Raw genomic sequence first — 16556 nt, forward strand, 5'->3', positions numbered from 1 at the left:
TTAGGGCCATGCGCCGCCAGTCTAGGTCGCCGTCTTCGGGGGCGTGTCGAGTTCGTCGGCGTCGGGAATCGCCTCGCCCATGTTGACCGACAGCGGGCGGCGGAACAATCGCGTAAGCCACAGCAGCACAACGATTCCGATGGCGAACCAGATGATTCCGTACCGGGTGGACTCGGGCGACAGGTAGAGCCACAGCAACACGGTGGCCGCGACTCCGATGCCGGGCAGCACGATGTTGCGGAAGATCTGTCCCGCCCCGCTGACCTCGCGGCGGCGATACGCGAAGTAGATGATGACGGTCAGATTCACCATCGTGAACGCGATCAGCGCACCGAAGTTGATCAGCGAGGCGACGAAATCCAGGTTGAACGCGATCGCCAGCAATGACACCAGGCCCACGAAAACGATCGCGTAGGACGGGGTCTGGAAGCTGGGGTGCAGGTAGCCGAAGAACCGACCGACCGGTCCGCGACCGTTGCGTCCCATCACGAACAGCAAACGCGACACCGATGCGTGCGACGCGAGGCTCGACGCCACCGTGGCGGCGAAGGCGGGCCGCGGTCAGCAGGATCTTGAACAGATGCCCGCCGACGTTGAACGCCACCTCCGGCAGCGCGCTGTTCTCCAGGGACTCCTGGCTGAAATTCGACACGTCCGGGAACAGCGACTGGGTGAAGAAGGCGGCGACGAAGAAGATGGCGCCGCCGATGAGCAGAGCGAACAGGATCGCCTTCGGCACCGTCGAGGCGTCCTTGGCTTCTTCGGTGTACATCGTGATCGCGTCGAACCCGATGAACGAGAACGCCACGATCGTCGCTCCCGTGATCACCAGGTCCAGATGCACGCCCTCGTGCCACAGAGGCTCCGTCGAGAACAACGTCCCGTTGCCCATCCCGTCCATCAGTGACTTGGCGGCCAGGATCAAGAACACGCCGATCAACACGACCTCGAACACCACCAGCAGCATGTTGACCCGGGAGGTGTTGGTCATGCTGAACAGACACATCCCGGTGATCGCGGCGACGTAGACGACGACGAAGAGCCACTGGGGTGCGTCGGGGAAGAACGAGTACAGGTAGCTGCGGATGATCAGGGCGTTCACCAGCGGGAGCAGCAGGTAGTCGAGCAGGGCGGCCCAGCCGATCAGGAAGCCGAAGTTGGGGCTGATCGTCGCCGAGGTGTACGTGTACGCCGAACCGGCGGAGGGGAAGACCGTCGTCATGCGGCCGTAGCTGATGGCGGTGAACGCCATGACCACCAGCGCGAAGACGTAGGCCGTCGGCACCACACCGCCGGTCTCGTCGGAGACGATGCCGAACGTGTCGAAGACGACCGTCGGGGTCATGTACCCCAGGCCGAGGAAGACGATCGCCCACAGACCCAGGGTGCGGGCCAGCACGGGCGAACCCGATGAGCCGGAGGCTGACTGAGTCATCGTGGCACCGCCATCTCGGTCGAGGAAGAAACGTACTCACGGGGCTTACCACAACCTCGGCGGCTCTGTAGCGTGACCAGCCATGCGGTATGTCGTCGGGTACGGTCCGCGTCAGCGCGGGGTCGACGGAGTCAACGTCGCGGCCACCCTGGCACGGTCCTCGGGCGCCACGCTCGATCTGGTGTCGGTGCTGCCCAGCGACGCGCCCACATTCCAGCGCTACTCGCCCGACCAGGCCTTCAATGCCGAACTGGAGGAGCAGGGTCGGGAGTGGTTGCGCGACGGCCTGTCCCGCGTTCCCGACGACGTCACCGCCGAGGGTGTGGTGCAGCGCGCCGACTCGATCACCCAGGGCCTGCTCGACGCGGCCACCGATCCCGACCGCGGCGACGCGGCGCTGATCGTGGTCGGCACCTATCACCGGGTGCGTAGTGGCCGCTTCGGGCTGGGCAGTCTCGCCGATGCGCTGCTGCACGCCTCGCCCGTGCCCGTCGCACTCGCGCCGGCGCAGTACCAGGCGCAGCCAGGGGTCACCCGCATCACCTGTGCGGTGGGGCTGCGGCCCGGCAACGAGGTGCTGTTCGACAACGCGGTTCGGTTGGCAGGCGAGTGGCGGGTTCCGTTGCGCGTCATGTCATTGGTGGCCCTGGACGAGGACGCGAACGGCGACGGTGGCGAGTGGGCCCGGGCTGCCGAGGAGCATGCGTCCGGCCTAGTCGACGCCGCCGCGCAGCAGCTGCCGGCCGACTGTCCGGTGAGCAGCATCATCGGCCGGGGCGATTCCCTCGAAGACGCCGTCGCGGGTGTCGAGTTCTCCGACAGCGAGGTCGCCCTGGTGGGTTCGAGCCGACTCGCCGCACCGCGGCGGTTGTTCCTCGGCCGATCGGCCACCAAGATCCTGCGGGCGTTGCCCGTGCCGCTCATCGTCTGGCCCAGGGACTGACCCGCCGCATTAACCGGCGAAAACATCGTCGAGCGCTCATGCTGTTTATTGACGCTCAAGCAAAAGGGTGGCGATGGAGGACCGCGGTCGGTGTATGGCGTATCTCGTCGCGTTCCCGATCGCCTACACGGTGGCAATCATCGCGGGGCGTGCGACCCGGCTTGGCGGCGACGAGATCTCACTGGTGTGGCCCGCCGCCGCGGTGGCGACCATCTGGCTCCTGGCCACACAGCAATGCCGCCGGCCGCATCGGCTCGCGCACATCGCACTGCTGCTGACTCTGACGTTCGCGGTCAACCTGACCACCGGCGCATCCACGGTGCTCGCCGCCTGGTTCGTGGTGGTGAACCTGGTGCTCGCAGCGGTGACCGTGGCGGTCTTGACGCGCGGCGGACGCGCGGCCGCGCTGCGAGACCCGGCTGACTTCGCCCACCTCGTCGTGGCCGTGGTCTTCGGGACCAGTGCGGCGGCCGTGTTGGCGACAGGCTATTTCCGGGTCGTCGACGGCGCCCCTCTCGGAGAGACCTTCGCGCTGTTCGCCGTCCGCAACGGCGCGTCGGTTCTGCTGGGTGTCTCGATATGGCTGCGCGCCCACGAGATCACCTGGGCCCGACCCCGTGTCACCGCGAGTGCGATCCCCGAAGCTCTTGCCGTGACGGCCACCGCTGTGATCGCGTTCCTGTACGCGTTCTGGCTGAACACCGGAGTGCCCATCGCATTCATCGTGCTGGTGCCCGCGGTCTGGCTGGCTCTGCGGTACAGCACCACGGCGGCGACGGTGTTCCTGGTGCTCGCCGGTGCCTGGATCGTCGGCGCGACCCTGTGGCACCGCGGCGCGCTGATCGTCCCCGATGTCGAGACGCGCGCGCTGCTCGCACAGGCGATGGTCTGCAGCTTGACCATCATCGTCCTGACGCTGGCGCTCTACCGCGACTCTCGCAGCCGGCTGATCGCCGAGCTCTCGTCGGCCCGCCACGCGGCCGACCGCACCTCCGAGTTGCTGGGCGCCGTGCTCGACAGCATTCACGACAGCGTCGTCCTCACCGATGCCGACGGAGAGGTGATACTGAAGAACTCGCAAGCCGCGTCGTCGGGCCACATCGCTGACGTCGTGGACGCCGCGCGCGACACCGGGACGTCCGCCGCGCGGCGCGATCTCGTCGTCGAGGCGCAGAACCGGATCATCGAGCTCACCACCGCCCCGCTGACCCATCGAACGTCGTTCACCGTCGCCGCATTTCGTGACGTCACCGAAGAGCGGCATCATGCGGAGCAGTTGCGCGCGGCACGCGACCTGTTCGCGGGCGTTCTGGAGGCGGCCTATGAACAGGCCATCATCGGCACCGACGCGGCCGGGCGAATCACCGTGTTCAACAAGGGGGCCGAACGTCTGCTCGGCTGGTCTGCCGCAGAGGTGATGGGACGATCCCCGATCGTGTTCCATCACCTGCCAGAAGTCCTGGACAGGGCGGCTGAGCTGGGCATCACCACGGCCCACGACGTCTTCCTCCAGCGCCTCACCCCGCAGACCGCCGACGTGCGGGAATGGACCTACCTCCGCCGTGACGGCACCCACGTACCCGTCAGTGTGGCCATCTCGCAGATGACCGACTGCGACGGCGCGTGTGTCGGATACATCGGCGTGGCCACCGACATCACCGAACGCAAGGCCTCCGAAGCGAAGCTGAAGCATCTGGCCTCACATGACCCGTTGACCGGGCTCGCCAACCGCGCTCTGTTCATGGAACGTGTGGACCTGGCGCTCACCTCCGCCGTGCGGACCGCGGCGGACGCGGTCGGCCTGATCTTTTTCGATCTCGACGGATTCAAGACCGTCAACGACACCTGGGGTCACGCTCAGGGCGATCTCGTGCTCAAAGCTGTTGCCGCGAGGCTGAACTCGGTCATCGACGCGACGGCCACCGCTGCGAGGCTGGGTGGCGACGAGTTCGCCGTACTCTGCCCGCAGGTGCGCGACGCGGAAGCGTTGCACCGGGCCGCCGAACGCATCAGAGCAGAACTGCGTCGACCGGTGCGACTGGCCGTCGGGCGCACCTATGATCAGCTGTCTGTCAGTGTCGGCGTGGTGCTCTCCGACGCCGGGTGCAGCGGGGAGACCCTGCTCCAGCGCGCCGACAACCTCATGTACTCCGCAAAACGCAGCGGCAAGGATTGCGTCACCATGGGCGTGGACGCGGCAGAGGAGGTTGTCCCGCGTCAGGAATTGCAGCTTCTCTCCGAACTGTCCCGCGCCCTCGACCGCGACGAGTTCGCCGTGCACTTTCAGCCCATCGTGACCTTGGAGAACGGGAAAAGCGTTGCGGCAGAGGCGCTGCTGCGGTGGCAGCATCCGCGACGCGGCTTGCTGCTGCCCAGTGAGTTCCTGACCGTCGCAGAAGCGTCGGAGTACATGCCGGCGATAGGCCGTCGGGTGCTCGACGAGGCGTTTCGCCAGGCCGCGTTGTGGACCGGCTCCTGGTCCGGGGCGGGCGTCCACGTCAACGTCTCAGGCCGTCAAATCGAGCGAGGGGACCTGCGCAGCGACGTCCTCACCGCACTCGAAGCGAGCGGCCTCGACCCGCGCAGGCTCGTGCTCGAGCTGACCGAGACACACGCCGGCCGGATCGCCGGTTCCCTTCCCGGCGACTTGGAGTCGCTTCGCGAACTCGGGGTTCAGATCGCGATCGATGACGTCGGCACGGGCTTCAACGGCCTGCAGAAGCTCGTCGATCTTCCCGTCGACATCATCAAGATCAGCAGGCAGTTCATCGAGGGGGTGCTCGACGAAGACCGGTGCGCGACGTTCACCCGGGCGATCGTCGACCTCGGTCCCCGCGTCGGTATGACCGTCATCGCCGAGGGCATCGAACGACCTGAACAACGCGATCGCCTTCTCGAGTGGGGCTGCCCGCAGGGACAGGGCTTCCTGTTTGGACGCGCTCAGGCGGACGTCGGTGGAATCAAATCGCCCACAGTGCTGTTTGACCCTGCATAGGCGGCACCACCGCCCAGCAGAGACAAGAAGAGGCGAGAGCGATGAAGAAGTTCGGGTTGATGAGCATGGTCGCCGGTGCGATGACCGCCGCAGTGATCGGTTTCGCCGGTCCGGCGCAGGCCGACCAGAGCGGTTTCGGATTCGGCGGATACGGCTACGGCCACCACGGATATGGATACAGCAACGACTACTACCCGTGGTATGACCAGCTGTTCCCCCACGTACACGTGCCGCACGTGGACACCACCGTCCACCCCTGATCGACGACCACCACGAAAGGGCGCCCGCCACAGCGGGCGCCCTTCTCGCGTTGTGGGAGAGCAGTCGAGCGTGAGGGATGCGCTCTCACCCCTGCTGTGCGCGCCACTTGTCCAGCAGCCTGCGGTCCCGCTTGGTCGGCCGTCCGGCGCCGCGGTCGCGCATCGCCACCGGTAACGCGACGGCCGGAGGTGGTGGCGGGGTGCGGTCGAGATAGCAGGTCACCGCGTCAGCGGCTCCGACCCGCTTCTGGATCACCCTGACGACCTCCACGGTCCTGGTGCGATCGCCGACAAGGGCGCGCACCGTGTCGCCGGGGCCGACCATCGTGGAGGGCTTGGCGGGCCTGTCGTTGACCCGCACATGACCCCCGCGGCAGGCTTCCGCGGCGTCCGGACGCGTCTTGGTCAGCCGGACCGCCCACAGCCAACGGTCCACGCGCGTCGCCTCCATGGCGACCATCATGAAACATCGTCGGGCGGGTTCACACCGCGTAGCGGGTGCGGCCGCGGCCGGAGGCTTTCGCGTGGTACATCGCCTCGTCGGCGGCACGCAGCAGTTCGAGCGCGTCCCGCACGTCGTTCAGTCCGACGAGCGTCACCCCGATGCTGGCGGTGACCGTGATCTCGACGTCGTGATACCAGATGGGATCGGTTGCTGCGCAATGCAATCGATCGATGAGTTGATCCAGTTCCTGCTGTTCGATGCGCTGCAGCAGCAACACCACGAACTCGTCGCCGGCCAATCGAGCGATGACGTCGGAGTCCCGTATCGCGTGCTTCATCCGCGCCGACGCGGTGGTGAGCACCGCGTCGCCGGCGTCGTGACCGAAGGAGTCGTTGACGGACTTGAGGTCGTCGAGGTCGATGAACAGCACAGCGCTGAGCCGCCGTACCGCATCCGGGCGCAGGGATGCCGCGATGAGTGAGAAGGCCCCCGAGCGGTTCAGCAGTCCGGTGAGCACGTCGTGCACGGCTTCGTGCTCGGCGCGTTCGTGAGCCACCTTCTGGGCGGTGATGTCGATGAACGTCGACACGACCGGGGAACGCAACCGATCGTCGGGACTGAGCAACCGGGTGCTCATCGAGAGCCACACCCTGCTGCCGTCCTCGCAATCGACGCCCACCACACGATCGACCTGGGGGACACCCGAATGCGCGACCTGCCATACCGGCTGCTGCAGGACAGGCAGCGCGCGTCCCTGAGCGTCGACCAGGGAGACATCGGAGGCGAACGGCGCGTCGACGGGTCGTATCCCGGCGAGGATGCGCTGCGCCGCCGGGTTCGTCGACATGACTGAACCGTCGGGGTCGAACACCACCACCCCGGCGTCGAGCGCGGTGAGGACGGCTTCGAAGTGTCGCTCGGCCCGGCGCAGAGCGGTCATGTCGGCGCAGATCAGCACATAGCCCGAGGCGGTTCTCGCCGCGGTGAGCCGGATGGAGCGGGGCGAACCGTCGGCGGCGACATGCGTCGTGTGCAGAACCCCGAGCGTGTCGATCAGCCGCTCGGCATCCACGTCGGCGCCCACCGCGTCCCGCACGGGACGGTCACGCACCTCGTGAGCGGCACGGCCGTAGATCTTCTCGGCGGCGGCGTTCCAGCTGCTGACCATGCCCGCCGGCGACAACCCGATGACCCCGTCGCTGACGTGATCCAGAAGAGCCGCCTGATAGCGCAGCAGCTCCGCCGCCCGGCTCTTGGTCAGGTCTCGGAAGTAGGTCACGATCGCGGGCCGGCCGTTCCAGTCGATCCGGGTCGACGTCGCTTCGACGTCACGCATCGCGCCACGCGACCGGCTCATCGCGACCTCGGCCGGCGGAGCGTTGTCACCCGCGTTGTGCAGGCCGTCGAGCCGACGCTGCACGGACGGCATGACATCGGCGGACAGGAAGTCCGACACCTTCCTGCCGATCAGATCGCTGCGTCCCCGCAGCCCCATCCACCGCACCGCGGTGGTGTTCGCGAACACGATCGCGCCGTCCTGGTGGACACAGATACCGTCGGTGGCCAGGTCGAACAGCGCGCGGAAACGCTGCTCGACGCCTTCTGCGCTGCCCACCGGCGCCGTGATGGCGTCGGTATCGTCTGCTGACATACCCGCCCCCGCCGGCCCGATCCTTCTAATCGAGGCTAGCGTGTCGGCGGGTGCAACCGATGAGAAACGGGTATCGACGGTGCCATGGCTAACGCGCGTCCCAAGGTCGTGATCATCGGCGGCGGCTTCGGCGGCTTGTTCTGCGCCCGCCGCTTCCAAGGCATCGACGTCGACGTGACCTTGCTCGACCGAGCCGCATGTCACGTCTTCCAGCCCCTGCTCTACCAATGCGCCACGGGCACTCTCAGCATCGGTCAGATCAGCCGATCTCTGCGCGAGGAACTGCAGCACCATCCCAATGTCCAGACGTTGCTCGGAGAGGCCGTCGACCTGGACCCCGCCGCGCGACGGGTGACCGCGCGCCGGCCCGACGACACCACCTACGAGCTCGATTACGACTACCTGGTGATCGCGGCCGGCATGCGTCAGTCGTACTTCGGTCACGAGGAGTTCGCCGCGTGGGCGCCCGGGATGAAAACGCTCGACGATGCCCTGAGTATCCGGCGGCGGGTGTTCGCCGCCTTCGAGATCGCCGAGACGCTGCCGCCGGGGCCGGAACGGGACGAGTGGTTGACGTTCGCCGTGGCCGGCGGCGGTCCCACTGGCGTCGAATTGGCCGGACAGATCCGGGAATTGGCGACCCGCGCGTTGGCCAACGAATTCCACAGCATCCAGCCGCGTGAGGCGCGGGTGCTGCTGTTCGACGGCGGCGATCGCGTGCTGAAGAGCTTCGCCCCCGCGCTGGCCGGGCGGGCGCAGGAGACGTTGGTGAAGCTCGGGGTGGAGTTGCACTTCGGCGTCCACGTCACCGACGTCCGGCGCGACGGTGTGACCGTGAGCCCGAAAGGTGGCGGTCCGGAGGAGAACTACGCCACCCGCACGGTGCTGTGGACGGCCGGCGTGGAAGCGGTGCCGTTCGTGCGGCACGCCGCCGACGTTCTCGGTGCACAGACCGACCGTTCCGGCCGCGTCACCGTCGATCCCGACCTGTCGGTGCCCGGCCATCGGGAGGTCTTCGTCATCGGTGACCTCGCGGGTCGCGACGGTCTGCCCGGCGTGGCGGAGAACGCCATGCAGGGCGGGTTGCACGCCGCGGCGTGCATCCGTCGCGATGTCAGCGGGAAACGGCGCAAGAACTACCGCTACCGCGACCTCGGCTCCGCCGCCTACATCAGCCGAGGCAACGCACTGCTGCAAGCGGGACCGGTGAAACTGGCGGGCACCGCGGGCTGGCTGGGCTGGGGTTTCATCCACATCGCGTTCCTGACCGGCGTGCGCAACAGGTTCAGCACCGTCGGGACGTGGATGGCGACGATCGCCCGGGCCAACCGCAGCGACCGCACCTTCATCCTGGGCGGTTCCGGCCATCCCGAAGAGCCCTACACGTGGGAATCGCCGGTGCATCAGAGCTACAACGCAAGACCGGAAAAGTCAGCGTAGGGAAACTGGCTGCGCCACGGCCTGCCCGATCACGAGTGGGCCGACGATCGCCGGCATACCGCGCCAGCTCGCGTGCTCGACCTCCGGGACGAGACCGCAGGCCGCCATCGTCTCGAGAGTGTCTCTGTTGCAGACACATCCGCCCGCGAAGGCACGCCATGGCCGCAGCAGCAGATCCTGGCACGCTGCCAACCACCGTGATCGCGCCCGCACGTGCTCGATGAACAGCAACCGCCCCTCGGGAGCCAGCAGCCGCGCGATCTCGCGCAGCGCACGCTCGGGCTCGGCGACGGTGCACAGCACCAACGTCGAGACCACCGTGTCCACCGACGCGTCGGGCAGATCGAGACGTTCGGCCGGCGCGTCGACGATCCGGGCCACTCGGCCGAGACTGCGTAGCCGACGGTCCAGCATGGCCCGCATACCGGGCTCCGGTTCGGCCAGGATCAGCTCGCCGATCGTCTCCGGATAGCAGGGCAGGTTGAGACCGGTGCCCGCACCGATCTCGAGCACCCGCCCGGATGCCTGGGCGAGCAGCGCCCGTCGACGTCGACGCATCCCCGCGACCTCGCCCAGCCATAGGAACGGGTCGTAGAGCAGCGCCATCACGCGCAACCACGCCTGGTTCACGGATCGAATGTAGGAGCCAGCAGGCGCGCGCCGCATCGCCCGAATCGGCCACCGTCGTCCGATGGCCGGTCCCGGTGAGTCAGAGCAGCCCGCGGCGCGTTGCTTCGGCGACGGCCGCGCTGCGAGACGGGCAGCCGAGTTTGTGGCGGATGTTGGCGACGTGACGGTGCACGGTGTGGGGGCTGATGGCCAGCTGTTCGGCGATCTCGCGATCACTGAGCCCGCGCGCCACACATCCCAGGACATCGCGTTCGCGCACCGACAACGGCGACGCATCCGCAGTCGTCACGTCAGGGACATCGGCGAGACCGGTTCGGCAGGCCCGGATCACCGCGTCGATGTCACCGTGCCAGGGGAAGTGTGAATCACCCTGCAGGGGAACGAAACTGGCCCCGGGAACCGCGGCGGCGACTTCCCGTCCGAGCCGGAACGGGACCGCGCGGTCGTCGCGGCGATGCACGACCGTCGTCGGCGCACGCACACCGGCCAGATGCGCGCGGACATCGAGCCGATAGACCATGTCGAGCAGTGCCGCAGCCGTCTTCGCCGTGGCCGAGGCGCGTTGCGATCGAGCGAATCGATCGTGCTCGGCGGTGTCAGCGCCACCGAGGAACACGTCGCTGAGCACGCGGGCGCCCAGACCCCAGTGGGCCTCGATCGCGGAGAGGATCGCCCGGCCGACCTCCGGTGGGGCGAGCATGTCGCCGCTCGCATACGCGCCGTAGAGCACCAGTCGATCCACGCGTTCGGGATACGTTGCGGCGAAAGCGATTGCGGTCGCGCTGCCTGAGGACCCGCCCAGCAGCGAGACCCGGTCCAGCCGCAGTTCGTCGCACAGCATCCGCAGCGTCGCCACCTCGGCCTCGAGGGTCAGGTCGGCCTCGCGCACATCGCGATCGGACATACCGACGCCGAGGCGGTCGTAGCGGATCAGTGTCCGGTCGCCGGCGATACCGGTCCAGAATCGCTGCACTCCCGGCTGCTGCCAGTCGAGCTCCAGGTGGCTCACCCACCAGGCGGGAGCGATCAGCGGCGGTTCGGCACTGCGGGACGGCCCGCGCACCTCGTAGGCCAGGCGGCGGTCACCGATCCGCAGGAACTGCATCGCCTCTGATCCGGACCTCGTCACCGATACCGAGTGTTCCGCCGGTGACGACCTCGGCGTAGAGACCGGCGCAGGGGAGAACCCCGAATTCGCCCGCCTGGACGCGGTTGTGCTCGAGGGTGTAGCGCACGGCGTGCGCGGAGCGCGGCAGCGATCCGTGCTCGAGTGTGGGTACCGAGCACCGCGGGGTGGGCAGTGTCGCGCGCAGCTCCACGCCGCCGATGTGGACGGTGGCACCAACCCAGTCGTTCTCCCCGAACGGTCGGAAGCCCGAGGGCGTCTCGATCACGACGTTCGGCCGGTAGCGCACGGCCTCGGCGAGGTCGAGCCCGATGGCATCCAGCGTGGCGGTGGTGATGAGGTGCACGGGTGAGTGGTCGACGAAGGCGCCGCCCGGAGTGCCCTGAGCGATCTCGAGGATCTCCGCCTCGATGTCGGTATCGATGCCGTGGGTCAGAATGTCGACCGGATCGGAGCGTTCGACGGTGGCCCCCGCGCTGCGTTCGTCGGCCAGGTGCACGCGCCGTCCCACCACGTCCGACACCGCATCAGCCGACTGTCCGACCGGTATCGCGCGGCCGTCGGGCAGGGTGACCACGACACCGCTGTCCCCGCTGTTCGCTGCGCAGTGCAGTAGTCGCCGCCACAGGCGAGGGTTCTTCGCCGTGGCCACGCGGCCCGTCTCGTCGTCGACGTAGGCGAACCGGCGGTCGCCGGCGACACCGAGTGGACCGAGCTCGAGGCGGGCGCACTCCTCGCCGAGCATCGACTTCACCGGGTAGCGGCGCAGCGCGGCCACCCGGCCGCTGGGAACCGTTGTCATGGTCTACGACAGCCTACGGGTCGAGGAGCGCCATCAGCGGGCGTGCGCGATCGCGAACAACCCGACGACGCCGACGACATAGACGACCAGCACTGCCAGCGAGTCGATGCCCATCCGGGCGATGCGCCGCTGCGGCCGGAACAGCAGTCCGGCCGCATAGCCCAACGTCAGGACGATCGCGAGCGCGGTGAGGTAGATGTCGGTGCGTTCCGCGTGTGGCAGCACGGCGTCACCCGACAGCAGGGTGGCCATCAGGAAGAGGACCGGGAGAAAGGCGTTCCCGCCGAAGATGTCCGACACCGCGAGCTGATAGTCCCCGTTACGCACCGACGCCAGACCGGTCGACAGCTCGGGCAGTGATGTCGCGGCGGCCAGGACGGTCGCGCCGAACAGGACGCCCGACAGACCTATGCCGTCGGCGATCGCATCACCGCTGCGCTCGAGGACGACGCCAGCGACAAGAGTCACCACGGCGGCCAGGCCGAAGATGAGTGCCGCCTTCGCGGTGCTGACGCCGCGTGTGGTCGCCTCGCTCTCATTACTTGCGGTGCTGTGACCGCGGGGTTTGGCCTGACCGTCGGGCGGTTGACCGGATTCGTGCCACGGCAGTGACTCACCTGCTCGGCGCAGCAACAGCAGTCCACCCACCCAGACCACGAGGATCAGGAGGGCGGCGGGGGTGACGCGCCAGGCGATCAATGTGGCCGGCAGCTGCGTCCCGGCGATCACCAGCGCCAGCACTGCGACCACGAGCGCGGCTTCCAGCACCAGAACCAGCGAGGCGGCGCGGTAGGTCAGCGGCCGTGCTCCGCGGACTCCGAACGCGTCGAGTGCCACGAGGACCACGGTCTGAATGGCGATACCGCCGAGGATGTTGCCGACTGCGACGCCCAGATTGCCGGAGAGTGAGGCGCTCGCGACGATCGCGATCTCGGGGAGGTTGGTGGCGATCGCCAGCAGGATCAGCCCACCGAGCGCTGACCCGAGATGAAGCCGGGTGGACAGCACATCGGTCTGGTTCGACAGCGAGATGCCGGCGACCCAGATCGCTGCGGCGGCCGCGGCGAACGCGATCAGCAGGGCCCACATCGGCCAACCTGACACAGGCTGTTCCTCTCGAATCGCGGCGGTGGGCTGGACGGTGGGGTACGCGTACCCGGTTCGTCGACGAGAAACCTGTCAACTTCCTGAAAGCCTGGGGCAGTTGGGATTCGGGCCGCTGCCGGCGATGTCGAGGCCTGATGTTGTGCAGTACGGTCCCGTGTCGTACCGTCAACGAAGTTGATTAGTGACCCTAGCGATTCTCCGAGGGTCCGCGCCTCGTCGCCGCTCCTGAAAGGCCAACGCATGCAGCGGAACTCGTTCGCTCGGCGGCTCGGGCGACGGTGGCCGCTGCTCACCGCGATCGTCGTGATCGCGGTGGCCGGATTCGCGGTGTACCGGCTGCACGGGATCTTCGCCTCGGAGGACGTGACCGCGACACCCAGCGGATCCGACAGCCAGATCGTGCCCTTCAACCCCAAGCACGTCGTTCTCGACGTCTTCGGTCCGCCCGGCACCACCGCCACGGTCACCTACCTCGACGTGCACGCACAGCCGCAGAAGGCACTCGGGGTCGCGCTGCCCTGGTCCTACGACGCCATCACCACCGACCCCGCCGTGTTCGTCAATGTCGCCGCCCAGGCCAACGGTGACGCCATCGGCTGCCGGATCACGATCGACGGCGAGGTCAAAGACGAGAAGCAGGTGAACACGCTGAACGCCTACACCTTCTGCCTGGACAAGTCCGGATGAGCGCCCAGATGTCGTGGCGCTCGATCCCGGATCTGATCCGGCGATTCTCGGTGCTGATCGCGCTGTTCTGGCTCGCGACCGCGGTCATCACCAACGTGTTCGTGCCCCAGCTGGAAACCGTGGCCGAGTCACACAACGTGTCGCTGAGCCCCAAGGATGCGCCGTCGCTGCAGGCCAGCAAGCGCATCGGCAAGGATTTCGGCGAGTACGACTCCGACAGCTCGGCGATGATCGTGCTGGAAGGCGACCAACCGCTGGGCGCCGACGCGCATCGCTACTACGACGGCTTGGTCGCGAAGCTGGAACAAGACACCACCCACGTCCAGCACATCCAGAACTTCTGGGGGGACCCGCTGACCGCGGCCGGTTCGCAGAGCTCCGACGGCAAGGCCGCGCTGGTGCAGGTGTTCCTCGCCGGCAACCAGGGCGAGTCCCTGGCCAACGAGTCGGTCGATTCCGTGCGTGACATCGTGAACAACACCCCCGCGCCACCAGGGGTCAAGGCATACGTGACGGGCCCGGCGCCGCTGATCACCGACCAGTTCGAAGTCGGCCGGCAAGGCACGTTGAAGACGACACTGATCACGATCGGCGTGATCGCGATCATGCTGATGGTCTACTTCCGGCGCCTGACCACGGTGTTCTTCGTGATCTTCACGGTGATGATCGAATTGACCGCCTCCCGCGGTGTGGTCGCGGTGCTGGCCAACGCCGGCATCATCGAGCTCTCCACCTACTCGACGAACCTGCTGACCCTGCTCGTCATCGCGGCAGGCACGGACTATGCGATCTTCATCCTCGGCCGGTTCCACGAGGCCCGCTATGCGGGGCAGGACCGCATCGCGGCGTTCACCACGATGTACCACGGCACGTCGCACATCATCCTGGGATCGGGGTTGACGATCGCCGGTGCGGTGCTGTGCCTGACCTTCACCCGATTGCCCTACTTCCAGAGCCTCGGGGTGCCTGCCGGCATCGGCGTGCTGGTCGCCGTCGTGGCCGCGCTGACGCTGGCGCCTGCCCTGCTATCGATCGGCCGGCATTTCGGGCTCTTCGAGCCGGCCCGGCCGATGAGCACCCAGGGATGGCGGCGGATCGGAACCGCGATCGTCCGGTGGCCCGGCCCGATCCTGGTGGCGACGGTGGCGATCGCCCTGATCGGTCTGCTGGCGCTGCCGAACTACAAGACCAACTACGACAACCGCACCTACATGCCCGCCGACTCCCCGGCCAACGTCGGCTACGCCGCCGCCGAGCGGCACTTCTCCCAGGCGCGGTTGGAGCCAGAACTGCTGATGGTCGAAGCGGACCACGACCTGCGCAACCCGACCGACATGATCCTGCTCGAGCGGGTGGCCAAGGCTGTCTTCCACACCGACGGCATCGCGCAGGTGCAGTCGATCACCCGCCCGCTCGGCACCCCGCTGGACCACACGTCGATCCCGTTCCAGCTCAGCGCCAGCAGTGCCGCGCAGATCAACTCGCTGCCGTTCCAACAGGCCCGCACCGCTGATCTGCTCAAACAGGTCAGCGTGATCAACGACGGAATCAACACGTTGCGCCAGCAGTATGCGCTGCAACAACAGTCGGCCGCGGTGACCGATGAGCAGACCCAGGCATTCGCGCAGACCGTCGCGACCGCACAGGATCTGCGGGACAAAATTGCCAACTTCGACGACTTCTTCCGGCCGATCCGCAACTACTTCTACTTCGAGCCGCACTGCTACGACATCCCGATCTGCTGGGCGCTGCGGTCGCTGTTCGATGCGCTCGACGGCATCAACGACCTGACCGACCAGCTCGCCAACGTCGCCGGGAGCATCGCGAAACTCGATGCGCTGCAACCGAAGTTGCTGGCCCTGATCCCTCCGCAGATCAGCAACCAGGAGACCAACCGCGATCTGACGATGACGAACTATGCGACGCAATCGGGTCTCAACGACCAGAACTCGCGGGCGTTGGAGAATTCGACGCAGCTCGGCGCGGCGTATGACGCGTCGAAGACCGACGACTCGTTCTATCTGCCGCCCGAAGCGTTCACCAACCCTGAATTCCAGCGGGGGCTCAAGCTCTTCCTCTCACCCGACGGCAAGGCCGCGCGGATGATCATCACCCACGAAGGGGATCCCGCGACCACTGAGGGGATTTCGCGCATCGACTCGATCCGGCACGCGGCGGTCGAAGCCGTGAAGGGCACACCGCTGGCCGGCTCGCGGATCTTCATCGCCGGCACCGCGGCCACCTACAAGGACATCGCCGACGGCGCGAAATACGACCTGATGATCGCGGGCATCGCGGCGATGTGCCTGATCCTGCTGGTGATGGTGTTCATCACGCGCAGCATCGTCGCGGCGTTCGTCATCGTCGGCACAGTCGCGCTGTCCTTGGGCGCGTCGTTCGGACTGTCGGTGCTGATCTGGCAGGACTTGTTGGGCATCCAGCTGTACTGGATCGTGTTGGCGCTGGCCATCATTCTGCTGCTGGCCGTCGGCTCCGACTACAACCTGTTGCTCATCTCGCGCTTCAAAGAAGAGATCGGGGCAGGACTGAACACGGGGATCATCCGGGCGATGGCGGGATCCGGGTCGGTCGTGACGGCGGCCGGGCTCGTGTTCGCGGCGACGATGGCGTCATTCCTGTTCGCCGATCTGCGCATCCTCGGTCAGATCGGCACGACGATCGCGCTCGGGCTGCTGTTCGACACCCTGATCGTGCGGTCGTTCATGACCCCGGCGGTGGCCGCTCTGCTGGGTCGCTGGTTCTGGTGGCCGCTGCGGGTGCGGCCGCGTCCGGCGAGCGCCATGCTGCAGCCCTACGGGTCGCGCGCGGCCGTGCGGCAGTTACTCCTGTGGGAGGACGACGACCCGGCGGTCAAGCACGCGAAGTGAGCGGAGGGCGATTGATGAGGTGCCCACAGTGAGCGACTTTGTCGACGGGTAGTTAGTCAGGCTCAGTTGGCGCCGACGGAGTCGCTGACGCTGGGCCGTAGTGGGTGATGCCTGCGGACGGGACGGCTCGCCGTGAGCGCGCCAGCC

At 67.4% G+C, this 16556-nt stretch carries 13 protein-coding genes; 6 read left to right on the forward strand and 7 right to left on the reverse strand.

Annotated elements, in window-relative coordinates:
• A partial coding sequence (locus PGN37_RS16680; protein WP_335332118.1) for an APC family permease occupies positions 1 to 1435 on the reverse strand: 1435 nt, incomplete at its 3' end.
• Positions 1436 to 1517: 82 nt separating this feature from the next.
• Here PGN37_RS16680 and PGN37_RS16685 point away from each other — a divergent pair.
• From PGN37_RS16685 to PGN37_RS16695, 3 genes are all read left to right on the forward strand, one after another.
• On the forward strand, positions 1518 to 2378 hold the full coding sequence (locus tag PGN37_RS16685) for a universal stress protein (RefSeq protein ID WP_335332119.1): 861 nt from the start codon (positions 1518 to 1520) through the stop codon (positions 2376 to 2378).
• A gap of 94 nt (positions 2379 to 2472) precedes the next feature.
• Positions 2473 to 5373 (forward strand): bifunctional diguanylate cyclase/phosphodiesterase, encoded by a 2901-nt coding sequence (locus PGN37_RS16690; protein ID WP_335332120.1) that lies wholly within the window; start codon positions 2473 to 2475, stop codon positions 5371 to 5373.
• Between the two features lie 41 nt (positions 5374 to 5414).
• Positions 5415 to 5633 (forward strand): hypothetical protein, encoded by a 219-nt coding sequence (locus tag PGN37_RS16695; protein WP_335332121.1) that lies wholly within the window; start codon positions 5415 to 5417, stop codon positions 5631 to 5633.
• An 85-nt stretch (positions 5634 to 5718) separates the two neighbouring features.
• On the opposite strand, the gene PGN37_RS16700 is transcribed toward PGN37_RS16695, so the two are convergent.
• Positions 5719 to 6084, reverse strand: coding sequence for an RNA-binding S4 domain-containing protein (locus PGN37_RS16700; RefSeq protein ID WP_335332122.1), 366 nt, complete (start codon positions 6082 to 6084; stop codon positions 5719 to 5721).
• A 31-nt stretch (positions 6085 to 6115) separates the two neighbouring features.
• On the reverse strand, positions 6116 to 7729 hold the full coding sequence (locus PGN37_RS16705) for a sensor domain-containing protein (protein WP_335332123.1): 1614 nt from the start codon (positions 7727 to 7729) through the stop codon (positions 6116 to 6118).
• An 84-nt stretch (positions 7730 to 7813) separates the two neighbouring features.
• Here PGN37_RS16705 and PGN37_RS16710 point away from each other — a divergent pair, with 84 nt between their 5' ends.
• Complete coding sequence (locus PGN37_RS16710; RefSeq protein ID WP_335332124.1) at positions 7814 to 9169, forward strand: NAD(P)/FAD-dependent oxidoreductase; 1356 nt, start codon at positions 7814 to 7816, stop codon at positions 9167 to 9169.
• Here PGN37_RS16710 and PGN37_RS16715 read toward each other — a convergent pair.
• The 4 genes from PGN37_RS16715 to PGN37_RS16730 all read right to left on the reverse strand — a co-directional run bounded on the left by PGN37_RS16715 (position 9161) and on the right by PGN37_RS16730 (position 12816).
• Positions 9161 to 9799, reverse strand: a complete 639-nt coding sequence (locus PGN37_RS16715; RefSeq protein ID WP_335332125.1) for a class I SAM-dependent methyltransferase — start codon at positions 9797 to 9799, stop codon at positions 9161 to 9163. The genes PGN37_RS16710 and PGN37_RS16715 overlap by 9 nt on opposite strands.
• A 79-nt stretch (positions 9800 to 9878) precedes the next feature.
• Positions 9879 to 10928: an alpha/beta fold hydrolase gene (locus tag PGN37_RS16720; RefSeq protein ID WP_335332126.1), complete on the reverse strand. Its 1050-nt coding sequence runs from the start codon at positions 10926 to 10928 to the stop codon at positions 9879 to 9881.
• The gene (locus PGN37_RS16725; RefSeq protein WP_335332127.1) at positions 10882 to 11727 is read right to left on the reverse strand and encodes an MOSC domain-containing protein; all 846 of its coding nucleotides are present in this window, start codon (positions 11725 to 11727) and stop codon (positions 10882 to 10884) included. The genes PGN37_RS16720 and PGN37_RS16725 overlap by 47 nt, the downstream gene beginning before the upstream one ends.
• A 33-nt stretch (positions 11728 to 11760) precedes the next feature.
• The gene (locus PGN37_RS16730; protein ID WP_335332128.1) at positions 11761 to 12816 is read right to left on the reverse strand and encodes a sodium:calcium antiporter; all 1056 of its coding nucleotides are present in this window, start codon (positions 12814 to 12816) and stop codon (positions 11761 to 11763) included.
• Positions 12817 to 13074: 258 nt separating this feature from the next.
• Here PGN37_RS16730 and PGN37_RS16735 point away from each other — a divergent pair, with 258 nt between their 5' ends.
• Positions 13075 to 13521, forward strand: a complete 447-nt coding sequence (locus PGN37_RS16735; protein WP_335332129.1) for an MmpS family transport accessory protein — start codon at positions 13075 to 13077, stop codon at positions 13519 to 13521.
• A complete protein-coding gene (locus PGN37_RS16740; RefSeq protein ID WP_442932946.1) occupies positions 13518 to 16409 on the forward strand; it encodes an MMPL/RND family transporter in 2892 nt (963 codons plus the stop codon). The genes PGN37_RS16735 and PGN37_RS16740 overlap by 4 nt, the downstream gene beginning before the upstream one ends.
• Positions 16410 to 16556 lie beyond the last annotated feature (147 nt).

Origin of the sequence: Mycobacterium kyogaense (assembly GCF_036946525.1) — a bacterium.
Taxonomy (GTDB): domain Bacteria; phylum Actinomycetota; class Actinomycetes; order Mycobacteriales; family Mycobacteriaceae; genus Mycobacterium; species Mycobacterium kyogaense_A.